At 35.5% G+C, this 24,767-nt stretch carries 25 protein-coding genes; 13 read left to right on the top strand and 12 right to left on the bottom strand.

The annotated features are described in order from the left end of the window. Positions 1-168: 168 nt before the first annotated feature. The 6 genes from H8S01_RS07375 (at position 169) to H8S01_RS07350 (ending at position 7,000) form a co-directional block, all read left to right on the top strand. Positions 169-1,113 carry a tyrosine-type recombinase/integrase gene (locus tag H8S01_RS07375; protein WP_186836739.1) on the top strand — a complete coding sequence of 315 codons (945 nt, stop codon included), beginning with the start codon at positions 169-171 and terminating at the stop codon, positions 1,111-1,113. 72 nt (positions 1,114-1,185) lie between these two features. Next, on the top strand, positions 1,186-2,742 hold the full coding sequence (locus tag H8S01_RS07370) for an ABC-F family ATP-binding cassette domain-containing protein (protein ID WP_186836738.1): 1,557 nt from the start codon (positions 1,186-1,188) through the stop codon (positions 2,740-2,742). A 72-nt stretch (positions 2,743-2,814) separates the two neighbouring features. Then, on the top strand, positions 2,815-3,303 hold the full coding sequence (gene ybaK, locus H8S01_RS07365) for a Cys-tRNA(Pro) deacylase (RefSeq protein ID WP_021866603.1): 489 nt from the start codon (positions 2,815-2,817) through the stop codon (positions 3,301-3,303). Continuing rightward, entirely contained in the window at positions 3,296-4,507 is a 1,212-nt protein-coding gene (fliB, locus tag H8S01_RS07360) for a flagellin lysine-N-methylase (protein WP_186836737.1), read from the top strand. Before ybaK ends, fliB begins: the two co-directional genes overlap by 8 nt. Positions 4,508-4,936: 429 nt before the next feature. After that, on the top strand, positions 4,937-5,944 hold the full coding sequence (gene trpD, locus H8S01_RS07355) for an anthranilate phosphoribosyltransferase (protein ID WP_186836736.1): 1,008 nt from the start codon (positions 4,937-4,939) through the stop codon (positions 5,942-5,944). 174 nt (positions 5,945-6,118) lie between these two features. Then, entirely contained in the window at positions 6,119-7,000 is an 882-nt protein-coding gene (locus H8S01_RS07350) for a hypothetical protein (protein WP_186836735.1), read from the top strand. Here H8S01_RS07350 and H8S01_RS07345 read toward each other — a convergent pair. Together H8S01_RS07345 and H8S01_RS07340 are read right to left on the bottom strand one after the other, a co-directional pair. Continuing rightward, positions 6,918-7,766 (bottom strand): hypothetical protein, encoded by an 849-nt coding sequence (locus H8S01_RS07345; protein ID WP_186836734.1) that lies wholly within the window; start codon positions 7,764-7,766, stop codon positions 6,918-6,920. The genes H8S01_RS07350 and H8S01_RS07345 overlap by 83 nt on opposite strands. Before the next feature lie 16 nt (positions 7,767-7,782). Beyond that, on the bottom strand, positions 7,783-8,034 hold the full coding sequence (locus H8S01_RS07340) for a Mor transcription activator family protein (protein WP_243204273.1): 252 nt from the start codon (positions 8,032-8,034) through the stop codon (positions 7,783-7,785). 384 nt (positions 8,035-8,418) lie between these two features. Here H8S01_RS07340 and H8S01_RS14295 point away from each other — a divergent pair, with 384 nt between their 5' ends. The 3 genes from H8S01_RS14295 to H8S01_RS07325 are packed head-to-tail and all read left to right on the top strand — an operon-like array spanning position 8,419 to position 10,539. Beyond that, positions 8,419-9,351: an SHOCT domain-containing protein gene (locus tag H8S01_RS14295; RefSeq protein WP_186836732.1), complete on the top strand. Its 933-nt coding sequence runs from the start codon at positions 8,419-8,421 to the stop codon at positions 9,349-9,351. Between the two features lie 49 nt (positions 9,352-9,400). After that, the gene (locus H8S01_RS07330) at positions 9,401-9,952 is read left to right on the top strand and encodes a DUF4230 domain-containing protein (RefSeq protein ID WP_186836731.1); all 552 of its coding nucleotides are present in this window, start codon (positions 9,401-9,403) and stop codon (positions 9,950-9,952) included. Further along, positions 9,946-10,539 (top strand): DUF4230 domain-containing protein, encoded by a 594-nt coding sequence (locus tag H8S01_RS07325; protein WP_207723036.1) that lies wholly within the window; start codon positions 9,946-9,948, stop codon positions 10,537-10,539. Before H8S01_RS07330 ends, H8S01_RS07325 begins: the two co-directional genes overlap by 7 nt. Before the next feature lie 22 nt (positions 10,540-10,561). Here H8S01_RS07325 and H8S01_RS07320 read toward each other — a convergent pair whose 3' ends face one another. After that, positions 10,562-10,717: a TnpV protein gene (locus H8S01_RS07320; protein WP_186836730.1), complete on the bottom strand. Its 156-nt coding sequence runs from the start codon at positions 10,715-10,717 to the stop codon at positions 10,562-10,564. A 59-nt stretch (positions 10,718-10,776) separates the two neighbouring features. On the opposite strand from H8S01_RS07320, the gene H8S01_RS14230 reads away from it, so the two are divergent. Continuing rightward, positions 10,777-10,899 (top strand): hypothetical protein, encoded by a 123-nt coding sequence (locus tag H8S01_RS14230; protein WP_279287871.1) that lies wholly within the window; start codon positions 10,777-10,779, stop codon positions 10,897-10,899. Between the two features lie 90 nt (positions 10,900-10,989). Here the strand turns inward: H8S01_RS14230 and H8S01_RS07315 are convergent, their stop codons facing one another. From H8S01_RS07315 to H8S01_RS07305, 3 genes are all read right to left on the bottom strand, one after another. Beyond that, entirely contained in the window at positions 10,990-11,157 is a 168-nt protein-coding gene (locus tag H8S01_RS07315) for a hypothetical protein (protein ID WP_186836729.1), read from the bottom strand. 372 nt (positions 11,158-11,529) lie between these two features. Next, on the bottom strand, positions 11,530-13,308 hold the full coding sequence (locus H8S01_RS07310) for a bifunctional homocysteine S-methyltransferase/methylenetetrahydrofolate reductase (RefSeq protein ID WP_186836728.1): 1,779 nt from the start codon (positions 13,306-13,308) through the stop codon (positions 11,530-11,532). A gap of 156 nt (positions 13,309-13,464) precedes the next feature. After that, positions 13,465-14,862 carry an NCS2 family permease gene (locus tag H8S01_RS07305; protein WP_021866289.1) on the bottom strand — a complete coding sequence of 466 codons (1,398 nt, stop codon included), beginning with the start codon at positions 14,860-14,862 and terminating at the stop codon, positions 13,465-13,467. A gap of 172 nt (positions 14,863-15,034) precedes the next feature. On the opposite strand from H8S01_RS07305, the gene H8S01_RS07300 reads away from it, so the two are divergent. Then, complete coding sequence (locus H8S01_RS07300) at positions 15,035-16,357, top strand: MATE family efflux transporter (RefSeq protein ID WP_186836727.1); 1,323 nt, start codon at positions 15,035-15,037, stop codon at positions 16,355-16,357. Between the two features lie 111 nt (positions 16,358-16,468). On the opposite strand, the gene H8S01_RS07295 is transcribed toward H8S01_RS07300, so the two are convergent. The 6 genes from H8S01_RS07295 to H8S01_RS07270 form a co-directional block, all read right to left on the bottom strand. Then, positions 16,469-16,867, bottom strand: coding sequence for an ArsR/SmtB family transcription factor (locus H8S01_RS07295; protein WP_021866291.1), 399 nt, complete (start codon positions 16,865-16,867; stop codon positions 16,469-16,471). Positions 16,868-16,892: 25 nt separating this feature from the next. Then, the gene (locus H8S01_RS07290) at positions 16,893-18,755 is read right to left on the bottom strand and encodes a heavy metal translocating P-type ATPase (RefSeq protein WP_186836726.1); all 1,863 of its coding nucleotides are present in this window, start codon (positions 18,753-18,755) and stop codon (positions 16,893-16,895) included. A gap of 26 nt (positions 18,756-18,781) precedes the next feature. Continuing rightward, positions 18,782-19,000: a cation transporter gene (locus H8S01_RS07285; protein ID WP_021866293.1), complete on the bottom strand. Its 219-nt coding sequence runs from the start codon at positions 18,998-19,000 to the stop codon at positions 18,782-18,784. Between the two features lie 200 nt (positions 19,001-19,200). After that, positions 19,201-19,998: a class I SAM-dependent methyltransferase gene (locus H8S01_RS07280; protein WP_186836766.1), complete on the bottom strand. Its 798-nt coding sequence runs from the start codon at positions 19,996-19,998 to the stop codon at positions 19,201-19,203. A gap of 11 nt (positions 19,999-20,009) precedes the next feature. Continuing rightward, on the bottom strand, positions 20,010-20,573 hold the full coding sequence (locus tag H8S01_RS07275) for a DUF5662 family protein (RefSeq protein WP_021866295.1): 564 nt from the start codon (positions 20,571-20,573) through the stop codon (positions 20,010-20,012). A gap of 20 nt (positions 20,574-20,593) precedes the next feature. Further along, the gene (locus H8S01_RS07270) at positions 20,594-21,748 is read right to left on the bottom strand and encodes an AI-2E family transporter (RefSeq protein ID WP_186836725.1); all 1,155 of its coding nucleotides are present in this window, start codon (positions 21,746-21,748) and stop codon (positions 20,594-20,596) included. A gap of 176 nt (positions 21,749-21,924) precedes the next feature. Here H8S01_RS07270 and H8S01_RS07265 point away from each other — a divergent pair, with 176 nt between their 5' ends. Both H8S01_RS07265 and H8S01_RS07260 read left to right on the top strand, forming a co-directional pair. Beyond that, complete coding sequence (locus tag H8S01_RS07265) at positions 21,925-23,325, top strand: MATE family efflux transporter (protein ID WP_186836724.1); 1,401 nt, start codon at positions 21,925-21,927, stop codon at positions 23,323-23,325. Between the two features lie 134 nt (positions 23,326-23,459). Next, positions 23,460-24,698, top strand: a complete 1,239-nt coding sequence (locus H8S01_RS07260) for an NAD(P)-dependent oxidoreductase (protein ID WP_186836723.1) — start codon at positions 23,460-23,462, stop codon at positions 24,696-24,698. Positions 24,699-24,767 lie beyond the last annotated feature (69 nt).

Genomic DNA, 24,767 nt, shown 5'->3' with positions numbered 1-24,767 from the left:
CAAAATAAGAAATAAATGCAAATAGAAGTTGTGGTCAGGAAGCCTTTCTTAATTATTATTTGTTTATTTTGAAGTAGAGTGGTGGTATGGTTTTTTGGTTGGAATATAGACATATGTCGTCAATAGTGGTAAAATATAAAATAATTAAATAATTTGAGGATACACGTTATGAACGAAACAAAAAATAAAAATGATGAATTTCTTTATTCAATATGGAATTTTTTTGCGGCCAGCCTGTCAGAAAAGACACGAAAAAATTATTATAATGTTATAAAAGCTTATATAAAAATTACAGGTCACTCTCCTCTTGAGCTGACAGAATCTGATACAGAAAAGTACTTCAATGATTTAACAGAAAAAATACAAAGCAAAAGATTATCATATTCAACGGCACTGATGCGTATGTCCGTAATGCGTACGTTATGCGAATATATACGTGTACGTGAAAATAACGCCGGCAGAAATTATATTAATTACTTTAAAGATTATATATTACCTGATGAAGATAAAATAATTACAACTGATAAACTTCCTTGTGAAGATGATATATCAACAATTCTTGATCTTTCATCAAAAGCAGGCGACGATATGGCATATATGATTTTTTCATTAGTATTAAAATGTGGTCTTACTTCCGGTGAAATATGCAGTATGATGACAAATTTCATATTATATGATTCAAATGAATGTCTTTGTATACATTTTCCGGAAAAGAAAAGAATATCACGTATTATAAAGTTACCTGACGATGTCTCACAAATGCTGCTTACGTACCTTGAAATACATAAAATAGCTGACGGACATATATTTTTCAACAAAAGAGGAACTGTATTAAAAATACGTGATGCTGAACGCCTTTTAAAAAAATATATCTCACAGGCCAAAAAATCTAATAATGATTTTCCGGATTTTACAATGCAGGATATGAGACATTGTGCATTTAAATACATGTTAAGTGGTGGTGCAAGCGAGGATGATGTTGCAAAATATGGAGGGATAACAACAAAATGGATGCACCGTTATCGTCAGGTAGTAAATGACAGTGCAAAGCTTTATGCTGCAGATTACAGTACAATTTCCATAAAACCAGCTGTGTACAAAAATTTAAGTTGATATTTATTCCAATATTTAATATGATACTATAGGTTAAAAAGACATAACAAATAATAAAAAGGTAAGGTATTTATGAGTATTTTAAACGTAGAACATCTCTCACATGGTTTTGGAGACAGAGCAATCTTTTCAGATGTCTCATTCAGGCTGCTGAAAGGTGAACACATCGGATTAGTTGGTGCTAACGGTGAGGGTAAATCCACATTTATGAATATAATAACAGGAAAGCTTATGCCTGACGAAGGAAAAGTTGAATGGTCGAAAAATGTGCGTGTCGGTTATCTTGACCAGCATGCCGTACTTGAACCGGGAATGACTATTGGCTCAGTTCTTGCATCAGCATTTGATTTTCTTTACAGCCAGGAAGAACGCATGAATGAAATATGTGCAAAGCTTGGTGATGTAGACGAGGATGAGATGAATTCCCTAATGGAAGAACTCGGCGTAATTCAGGACATGCTCACAATGCATGATTTTTATATGATAGATTCCAAAGTTGAAGAAGTTGCAAGGGCACTAGGACTTCTCGACCTCGGGCTTGACAAAGATGTAACAGAATTAAGCGGCGGACAGCGTACAAAAGTTTTACTTGGTAAGCTTCTTCTTGAAAAACCTGATATTCTGCTTCTCGACGAGCCTACTAATTATCTTGACGCCGAACATATAGAATGGCTTAAAAGATACTTAAATGATTATGAAAATGCTTTCATTTTGATTTCACATGATATACCATTTTTAAACAGTGTAATTAACCTGATTTACCATATGGACAATCAGCAGCTCAACCGTTATGTTGGCGACTATGACAAATTTCAGGAAGTTTATGCGATGAAAAAAGCACAGATGGAAGCAGCATTCAACAGGCAACAGAAAGAAATTGCCGACTTGAAAGATTTCGTTGCAAGAAATAAGGCACGTGTTGCAACCAGAAACATGGCTATGTCACGCCAGAAAAAGCTTGACAATATGGATATAATTGAGCTTGCTGCTGAAAAACCAAAACCTGAATTTTATTTCAAACAGGCCCGTACTCCGGGACGATACATTTTTACAACAAAAGATCTTGTAATCGGATATGACAAACCACTCTCGGTTCCACTCAATATTTCAATGGAACGCGGCAGTAAAATAGCCATGGTTGGTGCAAATGGGATTGGTAAGTCCACGCTTTTAAAAAGTATTCTTGGAATAATACAACCGGTTTCCGGCGAAGTTGAGCTTGGAGATTACCTTGAAATCGGTTATTTTGAACAGGAAAGTTCTCCTGATAACACAAATACATGCCTCAATGAAATATGGGAAGAATTTCCTTCATACACACAATATGAAGTACGTTCGGCACTCGCTAAATGTGGTCTCACAACAAAACACATTGAAAGTCAGATTCGTGTATTAAGCGGTGGCGAGCAGGCGAAAGTCCGACTTTGTAAACTCATTAACCGCGAGAGCAACATCCTTGTGCTCGATGAGCCAACCAACCATCTTGACGTTGATGCCAAAGATGAACTAAAGCGTGCTTTAATGGAATATAAGGGAAGCATACTGATGGTCTGCCACGAGCCTGAATTTTACGATGGTCTTGTAAATGAAGTATGGGACTGCAGCAAATGGACAACACTCTCAGTTTAAAATATTAATCAAAAATGTAATTTTTCATGTGCTTCGGCATGACAGTTGAGTTTAAAGAAAGAAGTATCAATTATGGAAGAAAAAACTAATGTAATGCGTATCCTTGAACAAAAAAAAATAAAATATACAGCACACAGCTATATCAACACTGATGCGGTAAGTGGTGTTGACGTTGCGGCTGCCTTAAATGAAAATCCGGATAAAGTTTTTAAAACACTTGTAACAGTTGCAAAATCAGGCAAAAATTACGTTTTTGTAATTCCTGTTGCAAAAGAACTTGATTTGAAAAAAGCAGCCAGGGCTGTTGGGGAAAAATCAATTGACATGTTAAAATCAAAGGAGCTTCTGCCTCTTACAGGTTATATTCATGGTGGATGTTCACCTATCGGAATGAAAAAAGTTTTCCCTACAACATTTCAACATGAAGCCGAAAACTTTGATACAATAATATTCAGTGCCGGAAAAATAGGCTATCAGGTAGAGATGCCTTTATCTTCACTTTCAAAAATAATCCGATATCAGACAGCAGATATAGTTATTGAGGAGAATGTTAATGAATAATAAAATAAAATTACGCACTCCGGGATACTATAAAAATTTTCACTGCATTTCCTCAGAATGTAAAGATAATTGCTGTGTTGGCGGCTGGCAGATTGACATTGACGAAGAAACCGCAGAGTATTACAGCACAGTAAACGGAGATTTCGGGAAAAAATTACGTGACAATATTGATTATGATAATCTTTGCTTCAAACTCAAAGACGGAAAATGTCCTTTTCTTGACAATAATAATCTGTGTGGCATCTATAAAGAACTGGGGGAAGAACATATCGGAATTGTCTGTGATCAGTTTCCACGTTTTACAGAATATTTCGGTAATGTAAAAGAACGCGGAATCGGTCTTGCCTGTGAAGAGGCTGCAAAAATAATTTTAACAGACCGCAGCAATTTTTCTTATTCAGAAACAGATACCGACGAAGATGTCTTTGATGACAGTGAATTTGACAGCAGTCTTGCAGATATGCTTATGCTGTTACGTGACGAATTTATGTATGTAATTGAAAAAACTGATTATACTTTTAATCAAAAAATGATAATCATTATTAATATAGCTGCAGATTTTCAAAACCATATTAATAACAATGATTACAATTCAATGAACAAACTATACAAAAAAATAAAACAGCACGACTTCAATAGCTGCTTTATCAGCGATTTCCGCCAGATTTCATTTAATGAACTTGAACAAAATATGGCATCTGTATGGTACGCATATCTTGAACTAGAAACTCTGGGAGATGAATGGCCTGATTTTACAGATAAAATAATGGATTTTCTTCATCCCGAAAATTCTAATGCTTCTGAAAATAACGAACATGAAAGCAGGAAAATACAGTACAATCAGGCTTTTGAAGAATATACTAAATATCTTAATTCATATTATGCCGAAAATACTGCTGAGCTTGAAAATATTTTAAAATATTATATTTTCAGATATCTGTTAAAAGCCTCATATGACCATGATTTATTCGGAAAAATACAGCTTGCAGCTGCGAATATTGCAATTCTGCGTGATATGGAAATTTATCGTTTCATCCAAAATGGCAACAAATTTTCATCTGATGACCGAATGGATATTATTCATATCTTTTCGCGTGAAGTTGAATATTCTGAAGATAATCTTGAAACACTTGCCGAGGAGTTCATATTTGATGATATATTCAAATCTGAAAATATTATAAAATTATTCAATTTTAGTTATTGACAATTATAAATCACGGCGTATAATAAAGACAATTTAATAAAGCAAACCGTTGAAGTGGAGATAAAAATGAAAGATGTACTTACAGAGAGTCAGGGAAGCTGAGAACCTGGCAGCAACAATTCATTAAATGGACCACGGAGGGCATGGTCAAAGGATTTTTACTTAATCTTAGTATTCCATGACGTAAGGCATACGTTAATTGCCAAAGATATGTTTGTATCTTAATGAGTGTGTAAGTAATTATGAATCAAGGTGGCACCGCGGTGTACATTTTAACCGTCCTTGACTGGAAAGCATTGTATATGTTTTTCAGTCAGGGACTTTTTTATTTGCATAAAAACGGATTTTGCTTCGGAAAAACCAGGAGGACAAATCCTCTGCTCCCAGGAGTGGTCGCATTTTTCCTTCGGAAAAAACAGGAGGATTATTATGATTAAAGAAGCTATTAGTTTATTGGTTCAGCGTAAGGATTTAAGTTCTGAAATGATGTCTGATGTTATGGAAGAAATTATGACAAATCAGGCAACTGATGCACAGAAAGCATCATTTTTAACTGCTCTTGCCATGAAAGGCGAAACTATCGGTGAAATAACAGCGGCAGCAAAGGTTATGCGTGCCCATTGTGAAAGATTTTTAAATGATATGGATGTACTTGAAATTGTGGGAACCGGCGGAGATGGTTCTAACACATTTAACATATCAACATTGTCTGCACTAGTTACATCGGCAGCCGGAATTCCTGTTGCAAAGCACGGCAACAGAGCTGCTTCAAGCAAATGTGGAACTGCTGACTGCCTTGAGGCTCTCGGTGTGAAAATTGATATCGCCCCTGCACTCAGTGCACAGCTTTTAAAAGAAATTAACATATGTTTCCTTTTTGCACAGAAATATCATACAGCCATGCGATTTGTCGGTGGTGTCAGAAAAGAAATGGGAATCAGGACACTTTTTAACATCCTCGGACCTCTTGCAAATCCTGCCGGTGCAACAATGCAGCTTCTTGGTGTATACAGTGAAGATCTTGTTGAACCTCTTGCACACGTTCTAAAAAATCTGGGCGTAAAACGTGCTATGGTTGTTTACGGAACAGATTCTATTGATGAGATTTCGCTTTCTGCACCTACAAAGGTCTGCGAATTCAAGGGCGACGAATTCAAATCATATGAAATCACACCTGAACAGTTTGGACTTAAAAGATGCAAAAAAGAAGAGCTTATCGGCGGCATGCCGGAAGAAAATGCAAAAATTGCCCGTGAAATTCTTGACGGGAAAGAAGGTCCAAAAATGGATGCAGTGCTTCTTAATGCCGGTGCAGCAATCTATCTTGCCTCTGATAACCTCACAATGCAGGATGCAATAGAAAAGGCAAGAGATATAATCACAAGTGGTGCGGCTAAAAAACAGCTTGAAAGATTCGTTGAAAAGAGTAACGCTTAACGCAGTAAATATAGGGCTTTGCAGATTTTTGGAAAATTTTGAACCATGAAAAAAGTGAACCTTTTGCTATATAAAATTTCTTGTATAATATTAATAAAAACAGGTACGCCAATAAATACAATCCAATCGTAAAGGAATCCGGCGAACCCAAATTTATAAAAAAGGAGGCTTTTTATGAGCAAATTAAGCAGAAATCTGCGAAAGAAACTCTCTGCGGGACTTGCCGTGATTATGGCGGTATCACTGGCAATCCCTGCCGGAGTTTCATTCTCGTCACAGACTGTCAAAGCCGAAGGACTGACATCCGAGACGAAAGACGGTGACGCTTTCTATGATTTCAGAGATGGTTCTGTCGTTCCTACCGATACAGACGGTAAATCTGACATTACTTACGGAAATCTGACAATCAAGGTAGGCACAAAGAATGCATTTAACTATCATGGTAGTTCCCATGGTACACTTTTTAAGGATGGTAATTCATTTGAAATCAAAGTAAACGGTCCTACAAAAATCACTCTCGGTGGCTGTCAGTATTCCCAGTCTGGTTCTATAACAGCTTCAAGTGCAGATGGTTCTTACACAGAGACAAAAGAAGCTAAAACAAAAGATTGTTATCACAATGCTTCAAATTATACTAATGAAGATGATTACTCTGTTTCATTTAATTATACAGGCGAAACAGCTACAACAATCACTGTTTCATTTACAGGTCAGACATATGTTCCTTGTCTTTCTGTAAAATCATTGAAGAAATTCTATGATTTCAGGGATGGTTCAATCGTTCCAACAGACACAGACGGAAAAAAAGACATATCTTATGGTGGACTTACAATCAAAGTTGGAACTAAAAATGCATTTAAATATAATGATGCAGCTCATGGGGTACGTTTTAATGACGGCAATGCCTTAGAAATAGCAGTAAGCGGTTCAACAAAGATTACTCTTGGCGGATGCCAGTATTCAGCCACAGGTACTATAACTGCCACAAGTACCGATGGCTCTTACTCTGAAACAAAAGATGACAAAACAAAAGATTGTTATCACAATAGTTCTTAGATGAAAATAATGAAATAAAAAATACTGCTTGCTCGTCATAATTGACATTTATATGTGCCACAACAAATTTAGCGTCTTCTAACGGATAGCTTTCAAAATCAGCTAATAAAGTGTATATTAAAAAGCTCGGTCCGCAATGCCAATCATTAACCTCTTCGTATGTGCAAATTGCCGCATTCTTTTGGCTTTGGGTCAAATTTGCTGTATATTTGCGGTTTTCAACTTCCTGTTTGCAAACGGTACAAACAATTACCTCTGTACCATCAGTTACAGTACCGTCGGAATTGATGATAAAATTTTTCTTAACTTGCCAATCGCCTTTGGTATGCGGTAATTTTTCTATTTTTTCTGTACACACCTTTTTGCAGCGGTCACAAGTGCCAACTCTTTCTCCTTCTTCCGAACAGCTTGTTGCTTTGGTCATTTTCCAGTTGTTGACGGCATGACCGATAGGCTCCCCCTCTGTAGTGCCGCAGACCGAACAGGTTTTCGGTAATTCACAAGTCGCTTCGTTAAAGCTGTGTGAAAGCGGTTCGCCGTCGGTAAGCGCCCACCGTGAACAATGCTTTGCTTCCTTACAGGTTGCTGCAATCCATTCATGTGATAATGCTTCACCTTTTGTTTTGCCGCATTTTTTGCAGGTCATCGGTGCATCACAGGTGGCATCGGTCCAGCTGTGAAAACACACAAGCGTTAAAACCAATACCACCGCCAAAACGGCAACACCAACTGCCGATATAATAATGATTTTCTTTTTATTTTTCATAATATCCCCATAAGATTTATTTCATTGTTTTTAGGATGCGCCATACGCTTCGCTCAGAGTAGTTATACTTTTGTGCCAATTGCGGTATGTTATTGCCGTCATATTCACTGATAATTGCCTTGTGTGTGTATTCCTTTGAAAACAATCTGCTCGGGAATGAAATTTGCGTTCCGCGAAACAGCCTGTATATCGCCAATGCGTTTTCAACACCGATTTCATCGGCAATATCTCTATACACATCATTAAGACCGTCAAGGTTTTTTTTCAAGAATGCCACCTCCGGAGTTTCGACCGAGTAACGGTTTAATGACATAGTACCACCTCCGACACGGCATAACAAATGACATTGTCATTGTATTTGTCACTTATTTTGCAGTATAATGGTTTACGGTGAATGAAAAATTCCATAAAAAATGCTCCTTTCCGGACAATTCTTTCGTCCGAAAAAGAGCTTGTAATTTTCGCGAATGCATATGAGCCATAAGTGATTTAGTGTAACCTAATTTGCTATTTAGAAAACGATATGGTATAATATGTTTAGTAATATTGCAGTTTTATTACATATAAAAGGAGCTTAACAATGACTGAATAAAACAATGCAGGAAAAGAAGTAGCATTAGAAAATATTATTACTTCAGCGGTACAAATCCCCGTGGTGAAAGTCAGCCGTGATAAGTTTCTGGCTGAAACTTTTGCTACAGAAGATGTCATAATCCAAGATGTTTTGGATTTCGGACCGGTAGAGGCAAAAGTATCTAAAGAAAAATTAGCTGCTATTTCAAACAAACTGATATTGAAACGCACAAGCCAATCCTCCGTTGCTTCGTTTACTGCCGGATTTCCCGGTGGATTGGCAATGGTTGCCACTATACCGGCCGATGTACTACAGTTTTTTGGTATGTCGTTAAGGTTGGTGCAAGAATTGTCTTACCTATATGGTGCACAAGATCTTTGGCGAGATTGTCAGGTTGATGATGAAAAAGTAAAAAAACAACTGCTGCTATATTGCGGTGTTATGTTTGGCGTTTCCGGTGCTGTGTCGGGGGTACGGGTTTTATCTACACAGATTGCAAAAACAACACTTAAAAAATCACCTCAAAAAGCTTTAACAAAAACTTTTTGGTATCCAATTGTTAAGCAAATCGGGAAAGCAATAGGTGTCAAGGTTACAAAAACCACCGTGGCACAAGGCTTTTCTAAAGCGATTCCAGTAATTGGCGGTGTTATATCAGGCAGTATAAATTTTGCGTCCATGATGCCTATGACCAATCGTCTGCAAAAAACGCTCGACAGTGCAGCTTTTGGATATACAGAAGAAGACTTGGAAAAAGACATTATTGAAATCGAAAACATTACTGCTGATAATCCCGCTGAAGAAAAAGATATTAAATCCAAATTTGTTGATAGTGGTAAAAAAGCAATAAGCGGCATTTCAGGACTATTTACAAAAAAACAACCGCACGAAACCTCACGAGATAACGATGTCTTTGAAACTCTAAAAAGGATATCTGAATTAAAGGATAATGGCATTATTACAGAGGAAGAATTCAGTAATAAAAAGGCAGAATTGTTGACTAAGCTTTAATTGCAATTATTTCAAAACAATAATCACTTAATTTTTAGGAGGAAAACAAATGAAGCTCAGCAAAAAACTATTAAAATCAATAATTGCAGCGGTAGCGATAATAGTCGTTGTCATTGTTGCTTTCATTTTCTTTGGGCCATCGGTTAAAAGAACAATCATCACGACTTCAACATTACGGGAAGTAGTATCTATAAGCGAACTTTCAACGGGGGAGTTTTGTTACAACGGCGTTGTTTCCATACCTGAAAAAGATAATCCGGAAAAAAACGATTATTCTGTAAAATACGATTCCACAGTGAAGGCTGGAATAGAGGCCAAAGATATTGACTTTAAAATTGATAGAAAAAATAAGTCTGTTACGCCAATTATACCCGAAATTAAAATTAACGACATTATAATCAATGATGGTTCAATCAGCACGATACCTGAAAACGCCACGGCTAAGTTAAAAGATACATTATCATATTGTAAAGAGGATGCACTGAAAGAAGCCAATCAAAATGAAAAGCTTATAGAAACTGCCAAATCAAACTTACAGGATTCAATAACTGCACTCTTAACACCGCTTTTAAAAGAAGCAGGATACAAAATTATGTGGTAAGTGAGGAAAAGGAAATGTTTAAAAAAATACTCTTGTTAATAATATCGTTGGTAATAGCATTGCCGCTTGCAGGATGCGAAAAAAAGGAAGCGGATTTCTCAGAAACAAAAGCAATATGCGAATTAGCGACGCTAAAGTGCTATTATCATAACACAAGCGAGTTAAAGCAGGATTCTTCGGGTATAGGAAAGTGGTTTGGAAACATAGGGTATAAAAAAGCGTGGATCGAATATGACGGGATAGTCAAATTGGGCATTGACGCTTCTAAGGTGAAAATAGAGCCAAACGGTAATAAAGTAAAAGTTTATGTCCCGAATGCAACAATATTGGGTGTGGATGTTGATGTTGCGTCTATTTCGGAGGCGGTTTCCGAAACAGGCTGGTTCACAAAAATAACTACCGAGGAGCGTGCAGAGACGCAAAAGAAAGCTCAGGAAGATATGAAAGCGAAAGCTGAAAGCAATACCGCTTTGTTGTCACAGGCTACACAAAGGGCCAAAGATACCATTAAGGATTACATATTAAATGTAGGATCTCTTATTGGGGTGGAATATGAAATCGAATGGATGGTAGATAATAATGCCTAAGAGCAAATGGGTTTCATTTTTCTTAAGCCTGTTTTTCGGACTGTTCGGAGTGCATAGCAAGATAATTGTTTAGGGTTCCGTTTAGCCGCATAACATTGATGACCGTCCGATTATTGCGGTAAAGAAAATCATAATGCAGTCTGCCCCAAGTGCCGATGTTTTTAAGTTCTGTTTTCATAATAAGTAACCTCCGAATTTAATTTTTGCGTTTTGAATTGAAGTTCGGATTTATACTGTTTGGTGCCGTTAACAGAACTTGATTCATTCAATGCAACTCTTAAAAATATGGGAATTGAAAACATGATTGCATTAAGGCAGGTTCAATATAACAGATATAAGAAAAATCTAACAATAGACTAAGAAAATGCAGGGTTATATAATTTAATCCAATAATAACTTCGTTAAACCCGGATTTGACGAAGTTATATGTTATCCAATTACAAATAAATCTTAGCCATCAGAAAGCACCATTTCAACATGCTTAACTGAAATATCAAGATAATTAGAAATCTCATATATTGGAATTCCATTATCACTCAGAATAAATATAAGTTCATCCGTAGTTGTGCCTTTTTTTCTTTCCATTTCGATAAAATAACGAATCTGTGCATCATTCATTAAAAAAACCTCACTTATATCAATATTTAATTCTAACACGCTCATCAATTGTAACAATACAATCGTTAATTTATGTTTATTATAACATAATATATCTATATTCTACAAGTAAAGTTTATAATTTGTTTACGATTTTCTTATAATTAATTTAATCATTATTATTTTTTATTCAGAGAAAAGTCTTATTTTAGACATATTTCTACTGTACTATAATAATTGTTCAAAGACATAGTTCTTTGATTTTTCTCCTCCCTATTAGAAAATAATAAACACTAAACTAAAAAGCACTTCTATTCCGGGAAGTGCTTTTAGTTTGTCAAAAAATAATTGCCAGGAATGTGTATACACAACATCCTGGCAATTATTATAATTCTATATAATTCTTTCAAGAAGATATACTCTGTTAAATGGAAATGAAAAATAATAACCATTTACAAAATCTGAAGTTTTTTCTATTACTTCTTTTGCAATTTCAACACCAACTGATTCGCCATCCTCTTTCGTAACACATTCTTTATAACGTGCAATTATTTCATCCGATACTTCAATTCCTGTCATTTCATTTTTCATAAACATGGCATTTTTCAGGCTTACAAATGGCATTATTCCACAAAGAATCCTTGCACCTGTTTCCTGCTTTATCTGCCTTAAACGTGCAATGCCTTTATCATCAAATACAGGCTGTGTCAGGAAAAATGTTGCTCCGGCATCCATCTTTTTTCTTACCCTCGATATTTCTACATCAAGATTTCTTCGTGTCTGGTTAATTGCACCACCATATACAATAGGTGAATTTTCAAACTGGCTCTCATTCATATCTTTAATTATATTCATAAGACCAACTGAATCAAAGTTAAAAACAGCCTTAACTGACTGTCTTACCATTGATGGTATAGGATCTCCTGTAATAACAAGAAAATTATTTATATCATTAAGATGTGCACCTAAAAGCTGCGAACGCATAGCAATAGCATTTTTATCGCGGCAGCATATATGCGGCATAACAGCCATCCCTGTTTCTTTATGAACCTTTTCTGCCATAAGAATTGAATCTGCCCTTGTTCGTCCTGACGGAGAATCAGGGAATGTAAGAACATCAACACCGCTCTTTTTCAGAATATGTGCTGCATCCATAAGCTTTTCATCATCACTGTCAACTGGCGGTGCAAGCTCAACAGCTATAAGTTTTTTGCCTGATTTATCTTTATAAAATGACTTATCTATCGGCTTAAACATAATTTTTTTCTCATGCTCTTCGCTGAAATGTTTTACCGGATGCATATTTTTTACTGCATTTTCAAGTTTAGCTATATATTCAGGTGTTGTTCCACAGCATCCACCTACAATATTAATACCTCTTTCTGCCATATCTGATGCTTTAATAGAAAAATATTCAGAATTATCTGCCGCAAATACCATTCTGTTGCTGACTGACTGTGGGTAGCCTGCATTAGGCAATGCCGTAAGATATTTTGCGGTATTAATCCCAAGTTTTTCAAATATTCCATACATATGCCCAGGACCAACACCACAGTTAAGTCCGGCAGCATCTGTATATTCACAGTCTAATGCATCTGATATCAATTTTTTAGCAGAAAGTCCCGAATTGCTATATCCGAACTGATTTACAGCAAACTGCACAATAACAAAAATGTTACCTTTTTCTGCAATATATTTTAAAGCTTCTTTTATATCATCCATATCAGGAAATGTTTCAAAAACAATAGCATCAACACCTGATTCTATCATAGTTTTTGTAATAACTACATACTCATCGCTAACTTGTTTTTGCATATCATTATGATTATATGTTATAGGTCCGATATCTCCGGCAATAAAAATATCTTCATGTCCTTTTGCAGCTTCTCTTGCAATTTTACATGCACATTTAATACTTTCTTTAACATCTTCAATCTCATAATTAAGTGTAAATGTGTTACATGCATATGTATTTGTTCTTATAATCTTAGCACCATTTTCAATATACTGTCTGTGTATATCATATATTTTTTTACTGTCCTTAATATTGCAATATTCCGGTGGTTCTTTTGTATCATACAATGATGCAAAATAAGTTCCCATTGCACCATCAGTAACCAGAATATTACTCTTCAGATATTCAATAATTTTTTCTTTTCCATTTGCAGACATACAAATTCTCCAATCTCATTTATATCTTTTATTATACCAATATTTTGAAATACGTCAAACCATAAGAAAGTCCCCAGATATTATAAATTATTAAAGGCAGTAATCTCTCTGAAGATTACCGCCTTTAAATTTAAAATGATTATATTTGTTCTTCAATTAGTGAGTAAGGAAGAACATAAGTGTAAATAATACAGCAATAAGCCATGCAAATGCCTTTATCTCCTTTGCTCTGCCGGTAAATAACATAATGAAAATATATGAAATCATACCGAATGCAATACCATAGCTGATATTGTATGTAAATGCCATAAATGCAATTGTAAGAAATGAAGGTACTGCTACTGAAATATCATTCCAGTCAATCTTTGTAACTCCACCCATCATAAGAACACCTACATAAATAAGTGCTGCTGCTGTTGCACTGCTTGGAATTAAAGCTGCAACAGGACTTAAAAACATTGCAATAAAAAATAAAACACCAGTTGTAAATGCAGATAAACCTGTACGACCACCTTCAGCAACACCGGATGAAGACTCAACGAATGTGGTAACTGTAGATGTACCACAGATAGCACCTGCACATGTTGCAATTGCATCTGAAAGCATAGCTTTTTCAAAATTAGGAACATTACCATCCTTATCAAGCATATCGCCTCTTGAACATGCACCGTAAAGTGTACCAAGTGTATCAAACATATCAACCATACAAAAAGCGAGTGCTGTAGTTGCTATGATAAGAATAAGGTCTGCTGTTGAATGATTTGCAAGGTATCCAGAAAAATTAAATCCATCAGTAAATACTTTTAAGAAAGATTCATTAGCCCATGCACCAAAAGCACTAAATGGATTAAAGCTTAAATTTTGTGTAAAGCCATTATAAAATCCCGGAACTGTGATACCAAGAACATAATATAAAACTGTTCCTCCAAGAATTCCCCAGAGAACTGAACCTTTTACTTTCTTGTATGTCATAACTGCAATAATAATTACTGCTGCGATAGTAACAAGTCTCGGCATTATAGTTGCCCATGTTGCATTACCATTTAATACGTTAAATGACGCAAGATTAACACATGTTGAAGGATCATTTACAACAATACCGGCATTCTGAAGACCTAAGAATGCAATAAACAGACCAATACCTGCTGGAATTGCCTTTCTTACGCAATCTGGAATTGCTGAGAATAATCTGGCTCTGATACCAGTAATTGTAAGAATTGTAAATACAATACCATCGAGAAGGACTAATACTAATGCATTAGCATAAGAAAGTCCGAATGTAAAACAGGCTGTATATACGAAAAACGCATTAAGCCCCATTCCTGATGCAAGTCCTAATGGCAGATTTGCAAGAAATGCCATAAGAAATGTACCAATTACTGCTGAAAGAGCTGTTGCAATATAAACTGCATTGTATGAAACTCCTTCAAGATTTGCGAACATACCGGCATTTACCATAAGAATGTAAGCCATGGCCATAAATGTTGTAATACCGGCCATAACCTCAATCTTTACAGTTGAGCCATGTTCTTTGACTTTAAAAAATTGTTCCATTTTTTCCTCCATATAATATTTAAAAAATACGTATATATTTTATAATTTTTTCATCTATTTTTCAACAATTTTATAATTTTATTTGACAAAAAAGTTGAATGAATTATACTAACTAAGAACATTTTAATATAACTACAAATAATTTGTTATTTATTATGAGGAGGAAAATACATTGAACAAAGATTTAACTGTAGGCAAACCGGAATCTGTCCTTTGGAAATTCTGTCTGCCGCTATTTGCAAGCATCATATTCCAGCAGCTTTATAACATCGCTGACAGCCTCGTTGCAGGCAAATTTATCGGTGAAAATGCACTTGCAGCTGTCGGTAACAGCTACGAAATCACACTTATATTTATTGCATTTGCATTCGGCTGCAATATCGGTTGTTCAGTAATTGTATCACAGTTTTTTGGTGCGAAGGATTACAAGAACATGAAAACTTCTGTTTACACGGCAATGATTTCAACTGCCGTACTTTGTGCCGTACTTATGCTTTTCGGTGTCTTATTTTGTGGTAACTTATTAAAACTTATAAAAACACCATCTGCAATTCTTAACGATTCAAAACTTTATCTTGATATATACATATACGGACTTCCCTTCATGTTCTTTTACAATATGGCAACAGGAATATTCTCCGCTCTTGGCGATTCAAAAACACCTTTTATTTTTCTCGTCGTGTCTTCCGTAACAAATATCTTTGTTGATATAATTTTTGTCAAAGCATTTAATATGGGTATTGCCGGAGTTGCGTGGGCAACATTTATATGTCAGGGCATAAGTGCCGTCCTTGCTGTAATTGTAGTATTTTTAAGATTATCAAAAATAAAAGTCCTACAAAGATGTCCTGTTTTTTCATTTATCATACTTGTAAAACTTTTAAAAATTGCTATTCCAAGTATTTTGCAGCAAAGTTTTATCTCAATAGGCAATATCATTATCCAAAGTGTAATTAATGAATTCGGTGCCGGAACTATTGCCGGATATTCTGCTGCCGTCAAATTAAACAATCTTGTCATAACATCATTTACAACTCTCGCAAATGGTATTTCTAATTTTACCGCACAAAATCTTGGTGCTGGTAAAAGCGAAAGAATCCGTGATGGATTTAAGGCAGGGCTCAAAATGGTCTGGATTATAAGCATACCACTGGTACTTTTATATTTCTTTGCAGGAAAACAGCTTTTATATCTGTTTCTTGATAATCCTACAAATACAGCAATTCATACCGGAATTATGTTTCTGTGTATATTATCACCATTTTATTTTGTTGTATCGACAAAACTTGTCGCTGACGGAATTTTAAGAGGTGCAGGACTCATGAGCAGATTTATGATAACAACATTTACTGACCTCATATTAAGAGTTGTTCTTGCTATAATCCTTTCAAAACAATTCGGCTCAACCGGAATATGGTGTGCATGGCCGATAGGATGGTCAATAGCAACTACTCTCTCCGTCATATTTTACAAAAAAGCAAAATTTCATATGTAGATTATATTAATACTCAGCACTTTCCTTATCTCCATGACAAAAATGGCGTATCACTCACTGATGTGAACTGATACGCCGTTTTTATAATAATCTTAAATTTTACTTTTGTTTTTATAAATCTTCTTCTATATGTTCTCTTCCCTGTGCAATTATTGTTCTCACATGACCATCCGCAAGAGAATAAAACACTGATTTGCCTTCTCTTCTGCTCTTTACAAGTTTACTCTGTTTTAAAATCTTTAGCTGATGTGAAATAGCTGACTGTGTCATATTCAGTGCAGCTGCAAGATCACATACACATACTTCTGCTTCAAACAATACAAACAGTATTCTTATTCTGGTCGAATCCCCAAACACCTTAAACAGTTCAGCCAAATCATATAATTCTGTCTCTTCCGGAAGTGTTGTGTTGACTATCTTTAATAAATCGCTGTGAACCTCAATTGCATCGCATGTCTCTGCATCTTCAGTTCTGCCAACTTTAATAGGCTTAATATCCTCTGTTCTCATCCAGTCACTCCGTTTCTTAATCTTATCATTTGCCGGCATTTAATGCACGTATTGCATTTAATACAGCAATCACCATAACTCCAACATCTGCAAATATTGCAGCCCACATATTGGCAATACCTAAAGCCCCAAGCACAAGACATATTATCTTGATTCCAATAGCAAAATATATATTTTCATATACAATTCTGATACATTTCTTTGATATATGAATTGCTTTTGAAATTTTTAAAGGATCATCATCCATCAATACAATATCAGCTGCCTCTATCGCTGCATCTGAACCAAGTGCACCCATGGCAATACCAATATCAGCACGCGAAAGTACCGGTGCATCATTTATTCCATCACCGACAAATACAAGTTTTTCTTTTGCCGGCTTCTTTTCAAGAAGTTCCTCAACTTTTGATACTTTATCGGCAGGAAGCAATTCACTGTATACGTCTGTAACTCCAACTTCCTTTGCAACACTTTCAGCTACTCTCTTTGCATCACCTGTAAGCATTACAAGTTTTTTCATTCCAAGTTTCTTTAACTCTTCAAGTGCCTGCTTTGTATGCTGTTTAAGCTGGTCAGATATAAGGATATGTCCTGCATATGAACCATTAACTGCCACATGAACAACGGTTCCAACGTTGCCACATTCTTTACATTCAATGCCAAGACGCTTCATAAGCTTTATATTTCCAGCTGCAACACTAGTTCCATCAACAACTGCTGTAACACCCTCGCCGCTTATCTCATTGACATCTGAAACTCTGGTCTGGTCTATCTCTTTTCCGTAAGCCTTACAAAGACTTCTGCTTATAGGATGTGATGAGAAGCTTTCTGCATAAGCAGCATATTCAAGCAACTTATCTTCCGGAATTACTGCATCATGAATTCCAGCGACTTCAAATACACCCTTTGTAAGTGTTCCTGTCTTATCAAAAACAATATATTTTGCTTCTGACAATGCCTCAAGATAGTTAGATCCTTTTACAAGAACACCTTCTTTGCTCGCACCTCCAATTCCGGCAAAAAAACTTAGCGGAATACTTATAACAAGAGCACAAGGACAACTTATTACAAGGAAAGTAAGTGCTCTGTATATCCACTGATTCCACGCCGGGTCAAATCCTATTATAAGACTGACAATCGGTGGTAAAACAGCAAGTGCCAATGCACCATAGCAGACCGCCGGTGTGTAATATCTTGCAAATTTGGTAATAAAATTCTCTGAACGTGATTTCTTTGAACTTGAATTCTCAACAAGATCAAGAATCTTTGAAACTGTAGAATCACCAAATTCTTTTGTTGTCTTAATTTTTATAAGCCCTGTCATATTGATACAGCCGCTTATTACCTCGTCACCCTCTTTTGCATCCCTTGGAAGACTTTCGCCTGTAAGGGCAGCCGTATTAAGAGTTGTTGTTCCATATTCAACAATACCGTCAATAGGAATCTTTTCACCAGGCTTAACAACGATAATACTTCCAACCTCAACTTCATCCGGGTCAACTTTTTCAAGCTTTCCATCTTTTTCAATATTAGCATAATCAGGTCTTATATCCATAAGTTCGCTGATGTTTCTTCTGCTTTTCCCTACAGCATAACTCTGAAAAAGTTCGCCAATCTGATAAAAAAGCATAACTGCTACACCTTCAGTATACTCACCCAGAATAATAGCACCTACAGTCGCAACTGCCATAAGAAAATTCTCATCAAATACCTGTCTGTTTAAAATACCTTTAAATGCTTTCTTTAAAATGTCATATCCTATTACAAAATACGGAACAAGATATAAAACCAGGCTAAGCCATCCTTTTACCGGAACAAAATGTAAAACAACAAGCAAAAGAAATGCAATTATAATTCTTATCAGAACCTTTTTCTGCTTTTTAGTCATACAATCACCCTTTCCAAATGAAATGATTAAATGTAAATTTCACAATCATCTTCAACCTTTTTACAGTTCTTTAAAACATCCTGCATAACAGCCTTTACATCTGCACCATCTTCAAATTCCACATTCATTTTAAGAGTCATAAAATTAACTACTGCGTCTTTAACTCCAGCAGTCTTTTTTGCTGCTTCTTCCATCTTGTTAGCACAGTTAGCACAATCAACCTCAATTTTGTAAGTCTTCTTCATAATAATCCTCCTTGTTTTGCGAAGCAAAATCCGAATCCACTGATGAGGAGAGGATTTAGCCTCCTTGTTTTGCGAAGCAAAATCTGATTAACTTTTATTCATTGTTTCATATGAACAACTATTCATATGTTTGATTGTATTATAGCACTTAGAATATATAAGTCAATATTTTTCTTTACTTTTTCTGCCTGTTTTTTTAATTATTTCACTCTTAAAATATCTACTGTATGTGCACCTGCACCAATTAAATCAGCTCTCTCACATATTGCAAGCTGATAATCAAGAAAGTACGTAAATTCCTCTTCGCTTAACTTATTAAGAAATGGTCTCATATAATTTGCAGCACCATCCGGCGAGAGAATCTTAATTCTTTCTATGCCTTCACACCTACTGTTTAATCTGTCAATATCTTCAATTCTTACATAATCATACAAATCTTTTGTTGAATTAATTGTGTGAAAATCATCAGTAAGACGTTTATCTTTCATTACATCAAGTATATTGCGTTCTTTAAAAGCATATGTAATAACCCCGTATTCATTCATAACATATGCTACAAGAATAACACCGCCTTTTTTAGTGACACGTTTTGCTTCATTTAATGCCTTTAACTTGTCATTTTCATCAAAAAGATGATACATTGGACCAAATAAAAGTGTTACATCATAAAAATTTTCCGGAAGCTTTGATAAATTTAATGCGTTTCCCTGTCTGGCATTTACTGAACTTTTCTTTGCTTTCAAAATTCCAAGATTGTGCTTTACAAGTTCAACAGCAGTAACATCATAGCCTTCATCTGCCAATGGAACTGAATATCTTCCGGTTCCCGCACCTATATCTAATATATGTATATTACTGTCAGCTATTCCTCTATATCTACACTCGTTAATATAATCATGTATATACTTCATTGATGTATTAAACTCGACTCTTCCATGTCTCGAATCAAGTCTTTTTTCTTCATTAAACTTGTTATAATAAGCTTCAATCTCTGTCATTGCAGCCATAATCAATATCCTTTCTTAGTAAGTAATTCCTTTTTTATATAAGAAAAAGTTTCATCTTCACCTTTTTGTGCAAGCATTTCAAGCAGCTTATGAAGAAGTTCATCAGTATCAGGATGTATAACATAATGCCCTCTTCCTCTCATATAATATTTTAAAGAATCTGCATCTGTATATTTTTCTTTATTATAAGTTTTACTTGCTGCAACCCTGTCACAAAACATTTCAATGACATATTTTAACGGCATCTTCATTCCTACAAGCTCAGGTGTATCTTTTTTTGAGGAATAATCTATCCAATATTCATAATGATGTCTGTTTCTTCCTTTATGATGAAGCCACGCTGATGAATACCCCTCATGCTCACGCTGTGCATTATTGGGGCTTCTGTCTCCTTGAAAATACTTAACTCCCGGTATAAATTCCGTCGGTGAATATTTTGACAAATCATGTGTAAGCCCCTGCTTATACAGTCCGACACGGAAACAATGTTTCATAACCAGAAATCTATGCTCATTAATTGTTGTCAAATGTCCAAAAAAATTTTTGATAATTTTTGATACCTTCATTTTATTTCTTCCACCAAACTCTATATTTCAGTGTTTTTAACTGATTTTTCATCTGCTTTTCTGTTAATATATACCCTGAAAAGAGCATATGCAACCGAACATAATGGTATAAAAGTAAGCATTCCGGCAACACCAAACAGACTTCCACCGACTGTAACTGCAACAAGTACCCATATCCCGGGAAGTCCTACTGAACTGCCTACCACATGAGGATATATAAGATTTCCTTCTATCTGCTGTAATACGAGAAATAATATAATAAATGCCAAAGCCTGAAGCGGATTAGACATACATATAAGCAGTGCACCAACTATGCACCCTATAAACGCACCTACAATAGGAATTAAAGCCGTAACTGCTATAAGAACACCAATAAGCACTGCATATGGCATTCGTAATATCGTCATGCTTATAACAAACATGCTTCCAAGTATACATGCTTCAAGACATTGTCCGGATAGAAAATTGGAAAATGTTGTATCCGCAATTTGCATAACTTCAAGAATCTTTTTATTGGTCTGTTCAGGCATAAGTGCATACATTACTTTTTTCAATTGTCCTGCAAGTGTTTCTTTTTGAAATAATACATATATTGAAAAAACAAATCCAATAAAAAATGTTGTAACACCTGATATTATTCCACTGACAGCATCAATGCCGCCGGATATGACACCTTTAGTTCCATCTGTAAGAAAAGATGCTACGGATTTGAGCAGAGCTGACCAGTCAATATTGATTCCTTTTATATATTCTTCAATCTCAGGAAATTCAACAAGCTTACCAACAGCCCACTGTTGAAGCTGAGCCGCCGCCACCGGAATAACCTTAATAATCTCTGCAATCGTCTTTCCAATCTGTGGTATCAACACAATTAACACAACTGTCATTATGAAAATAATAGCAGCTAATGTTATAAGATACGAACATAATCTTTTGATACGCGGCTTTTTTTCAAATTTTTCTCCTTTGAAAAGATGTTTTTCAATAAAACGCATAGGAACATTAAATATAAAAGCTATAACAAGTCCGGTTATAAATGGCATTATAATTCCAACAAAATTACCAATAACTGAACCAAACATAGCAAGATTATTAAATATCCAATATACGAATATCAATACAATACCCGAGAAAACTATTCTTTTAACAAGGTTATCTTTTAACAGCTTTTTCATAACAACTCCATATATAATTACATAAATTTATCAGTTTCGATATGTTAAAAAATATTAGTACATTATATGTATTATTAAATAATATCAAACTACATAATCTACGTCAATAAAATTTTTATTAAACAAATTCAAAAACTGTGTTAAAATAATAAAATATTTACAGCATTAAAACATATATGGAATCGAGGGTTATCATGTCTGATATCAACAATGCAAAAAAAGAAAATGATTTTTCAAAAGGAAGTATCATAGGACATATGCTTAGGCTTGCCGGACCTATGACACTGGCACAGCTCGTTAATGTTCTTTATAATATTATAGACAGAATTTTTATAGGTAAAATCCCAAATGATGCAACTAATGCACTTACCGGTCTTGGGGTTGCATTTCCTATATGTACTGTAACAATTGCATTTGCCAACCTTGTTGGAATGGGCGGGGCACCTCTCTTTTCAATTGAACGAGGCAAAGGCAATGAAGATGAAGCCAAAAAGCTACTCGGAAATTCATTTTCCCTTCTTATAATATTGGGGCTGCTTACAGGTGTTACAGGATTAATCTTCAAAAAACCGCTGTTATATCTTCTTGGTGCAAGCAGTGCAACATTTGACTACGCAAATCAATATATAACAATATATCTTTGCGGAACAATTTTTGTAATGTCAAGTCTTGGTCTTAATTCTTTTATCAATGCACAGGGATTTGCCAGAACCGGTATGCTGACGGTATCAATCGGAGCGGCATGCAACCTGATTCTTGACCCTGTATTTATTTTCATCCTTGGAATGGGCGTTAAAGGAGCTGCACTCGCAACCATTATTTCGCAGTTTATAGCTGCCTTATGGACTTTTACATTTCTGACAGGTAAAAAAACTATTATAAAAATTGAAAAAGACTGTCTTATACCTAACTTTAAAAGGACAATGAAAATATTTGGACTCGGACTTTCAGGCTTTACAATGTCAATTACAAACAGTGCCGTACAGATGGTCAACAACGCTGTTCTTTCTGTATGGGGCGGCGACTTATACATAGGTGCAATGACTGTTATTAACTCAATACGTGAAGTTGTACATATGCCTGTTCAGGGAATTTCCAACAGTTCACAGCCAATCATAAGCTTTAATTATGGTGCCGGCGAACCCGAACGTGTTAAAAAAGCCATACGTTATATGTCTTTTGCCTTGCTTATTTATACTGTGTCCGCATGGATACTGGTAATGCTTTTTTCAAAGCCGCTTATTCTGCTTTTTAATGATAATCCGGCTCTTATGAATGTTACAGTAACATCCATGCATATATATTTTCAGGGATTTTTTATGATGTCATTCCAGTTTGCAGGACAATCAACATTCACAGCACTCGGACGCTCAAAGCAGGCGGTTTTCTTTTCATTATTCAGAAAAGTTGTTATCGTAATTCCACTGATATATATTCTACCGCATATTGGAAATCTTGGTGTAAACGGTGTGTTTATGGCAGAACCTGTTTCTAATTTCATCGGCGGAATTGCATGTTTTACAACTATGTATTTTACAGTTTATCGTAAATTGTCTACCAACATTGTTAAAAAATGACCAAGCTTTGTTAAATAAATATCTTCGTTGTATTTTTAAAACATATGGCATATAATTATATTAAATAAGATTTTATTTATATGTGTGGACAAGCTTTTGACTGCACAAATTAATTATATCAGGAGGGTTTTTACATGGCATTACATGTTATGGATGAGGCAAACAGATGTCTCCAATGCAAAGTTCCACAATGTCAGAAAGGATGTCCTATCAATACCAATATCCCGGTAGCAATAAGACTTTTAAAGGAAAATAAATTAAACGAAGCTGGTAAAATGCTTTTTGAAAATAATCCTCTGACTACTGTATGCAGTCTTGTATGCAATCATGAAAAACAGTGTGAAGGTCATTGTGTTCTCGGAAGAAAAGGTGCTCCTGTTCATTTTTCATCAATTGAAAATTACATATCAACAACATATGCAAATATGATGACAAATGGTCCTGCAAAGTCTAACGGCATGCGTGTTGCAATCATAGGCTCCGGTCCTGCCGGAATTACTATTGCAATTATACTTGCAAGATATGGATATCAGGTTACTATTTTTGAAGGTAAAGACAAAATAGGCGGTGTTCTTCGTTATGGAATTCCAGAATTCCGACTCCCAAAGAGCGTACTTGATGATATAGAATACAGACACCTTGAGTTAAAAGGAATTAAAATTCGTCCTAACACGCTTATCGGAAGTGCGATAAGCATTGATGACTTATTCCGTGACGGTTACAAATCAATCTTCGTTGGAACAGGTGTATGGAAACCTAATTCACTCCATATTAAGGGTGAAACTTTCGGAAATGTTCATTTTGGCATTAATTATCTTAATAACCCCGACAGCTACAGGCTTGGTGAACGTGTTATCGTAATAGGTGCCGGCAATGCAGCCATGGATGTTGCAAGAACAGCCATAAGAAAAGGGGTTCGCCATCTTACATGCTTTTCTATTACAAAAGAAGTTGCAGCAAGTCATTATGAATTCAGCTATGCTCAGCTTGAGGGTGTCCAGTTTGAATATAATAAAAAGCCAATAGAAATCAAAGACAATGGTGTAATATTTAAAGATGTAATAGAAAATGATGATGGTTCTTTTACAGAAGTGGACGGAACCGAAACATTATACGAATCTGACAGTGTTATTATATCAATAAGCCAGGGACCTCAGAATCGTCTTGTAAGCAACACAAACGGATTAAAGTCCAATGCAAGAGGACTTCTTGAAGCTGACGAGACAGGACATACATCACGCCCGGGAATATTTGCATCCGGTGATGTTGTCAATGGTGCACGAACTGTTGTTGAAGCAGTTGCACACAGCAAAATTGTTGCAGAATCAATGCACGAATATATGCAAAGTCTTCCAAAAGATGAAAGTCTCTAAAACTTTACAACCAGATAAAGTTTAGAGCCATAAATATTATGAAAATACAGGACTGTAATGTGCAGCCAC

The sequence above is a fragment of the Lachnospira hominis (ex Liu et al. 2021) genome (assembly GCF_014287955.1).
Lineage (GTDB): Bacteria > Bacillota > Clostridia > Lachnospirales > Lachnospiraceae > Lachnospira > Lachnospira hominis.
The sequence above is the reverse complement of the archived record's forward strand: the minus strand, read 5'-3'. Positions and strand labels throughout refer to the sequence as shown.

Bases quoted from the DNA above. Each gene is read 5' to 3' on its own strand.
- H8S01_RS07375 (WP_186836739.1), top strand. From the start codon at position 169: ATGAACGAAACAAAAAATAAAAATGATGAATTTCTTTATTCAATATGG.
- H8S01_RS07370 (WP_186836738.1), top strand. From the start codon at position 1,186: ATGAGTATTTTAAACGTAGAACATCTCTCACATGGTTTTGGAGACAGA.
- ybaK (WP_021866603.1), top strand. From the start codon at position 2,815: ATGGAAGAAAAAACTAATGTAATGCGTATCCTTGAACAAAAAAAAATA.
- fliB (WP_186836737.1), top strand. From the start codon at position 3,296: ATGAATAATAAAATAAAATTACGCACTCCGGGATACTATAAAAATTTT.
- trpD (WP_186836736.1), top strand. From the start codon at position 4,937: ATGATTAAAGAAGCTATTAGTTTATTGGTTCAGCGTAAGGATTTAAGT.
- H8S01_RS07350 (WP_186836735.1), top strand. From the start codon at position 6,119: ATGAGCAAATTAAGCAGAAATCTGCGAAAGAAACTCTCTGCGGGACTT.
- H8S01_RS07345 (WP_186836734.1), bottom strand. From the start codon at position 7,766: ATGAAAAATAAAAAGAAAATCATTATTATATCGGCAGTTGGTGTTGCC.
- H8S01_RS07330 (WP_186836731.1), top strand. From the start codon at position 9,401: ATGAAGCTCAGCAAAAAACTATTAAAATCAATAATTGCAGCGGTAGCG.
- H8S01_RS07320 (WP_186836730.1), bottom strand. From the start codon at position 10,717: ATGAAAACAGAACTTAAAAACATCGGCACTTGGGGCAGACTGCATTAT.
- H8S01_RS07315 (WP_186836729.1), bottom strand. From the start codon at position 11,157: ATGAATGATGCACAGATTCGTTATTTTATCGAAATGGAAAGAAAAAAA.
- H8S01_RS07310 (WP_186836728.1), bottom strand. From the start codon at position 13,308: ATGTCTGCAAATGGAAAAGAAAAAATTATTGAATATCTGAAGAGTAAT.
- H8S01_RS07305 (WP_021866289.1), bottom strand. From the start codon at position 14,862: ATGGAACAATTTTTTAAAGTCAAAGAACATGGCTCAACTGTAAAGATT.
- H8S01_RS07295 (WP_021866291.1), bottom strand. From the start codon at position 16,867: ATGAGAACAGAGGATATTAAGCCTATTAAAGTTGGCAGAACTGAAGAT.
- H8S01_RS07290 (WP_186836726.1), bottom strand. From the start codon at position 18,755: ATGACTAAAAAGCAGAAAAAGGTTCTGATAAGAATTATAATTGCATTT.
- H8S01_RS07285 (WP_021866293.1), bottom strand. From the start codon at position 19,000: ATGAAGAAGACTTACAAAATTGAGGTTGATTGTGCTAACTGTGCTAAC.
- H8S01_RS07280 (WP_186836766.1), bottom strand. From the start codon at position 19,998: ATGACAGAGATTGAAGCTTATTATAACAAGTTTAATGAAGAAAAAAGA.
- H8S01_RS07275 (WP_021866295.1), bottom strand. From the start codon at position 20,573: ATGAAGGTATCAAAAATTATCAAAAATTTTTTTGGACATTTGACAACA.
- H8S01_RS07270 (WP_186836725.1), bottom strand. From the start codon at position 21,748: ATGAAAAAGCTGTTAAAAGATAACCTTGTTAAAAGAATAGTTTTCTCG.
- H8S01_RS07265 (WP_186836724.1), top strand. From the start codon at position 21,925: ATGGAATCGAGGGTTATCATGTCTGATATCAACAATGCAAAAAAAGAA.
- H8S01_RS07260 (WP_186836723.1), top strand. From the start codon at position 23,460: ATGGCATTACATGTTATGGATGAGGCAAACAGATGTCTCCAATGCAAA.